Source organism: Lysobacter sp. P5_C4 (genome assembly GCF_054049695.1).
Window position 1 is genome coordinate 1 of sequence record NZ_JBFULX010000010.1, and the last position, 671, is coordinate 671.

Here is a 671-nt window from a genome sequence, read left to right on the forward strand (position 1 = left end):
TCACCAAACAGTCAAAGCGTGTTTGCGCCTTGAAAACTAGATACGAAACTTACGTAAAGGTTTGAATTTTAGGTTTTCTGGGCCCCGAGAAAGTAGTCGGATTCAGCTACAAAGCTTATCTTCACTTTCTTGGGTACATTTTGGTTAAGCCCTCGACCGATTAGTATTCGTCAGCTGCATACGTTGCCGCACTTCCACCTCGAACCTATCAACCTCGTCGTCTACAAGGGGTCTTACATACTGGGAAATCTCATCTTGAGGGGGGCTTCGCGCTTAGATGCTTTCAGCGCTTATCCCCTCCGTACATAGCTACCCAGCKATGCCTCTGGCGAGACAACTGGTACACCAGCGGTACGTCCATCCCGGTCCTCTCGTACTAAGGACAGCTCCTCTCAAATTTCCTACGCCCGCGACAGATAGGGACCGAACTGTCTCACGACGTTCTGAACCCAGCTCGCGTACCGCTTTAATGGGCGAACAGCCCAACCCTTGGGACCTACTTCAGCCCCAGGATGCGATGAGCCGACATCGAGGTGCCAAACCTCCCCGTCGATGTGGACTCTTGGGGGAGATAAGCCTGTTATCCCCAGGGTAGCTTTTATCCGTTGAGCGATGGCCCTTCCATTCGGTACCACCGGATCACTAAGTCCGACTTTCGTCCCTGCTCGACT

Annotated in this window: 1 rRNA gene; it reads right to left on the reverse strand. The window is 52.4% G+C overall.

The window, feature by feature from the left end:
• Nucleotides 1–140: 140 nt before the first annotated feature.
• Nucleotides 141–671: ribosomal RNA gene (locus tag ACXJJ8_RS15395) — 23S ribosomal RNA — on the reverse strand; the annotation flags it as partial.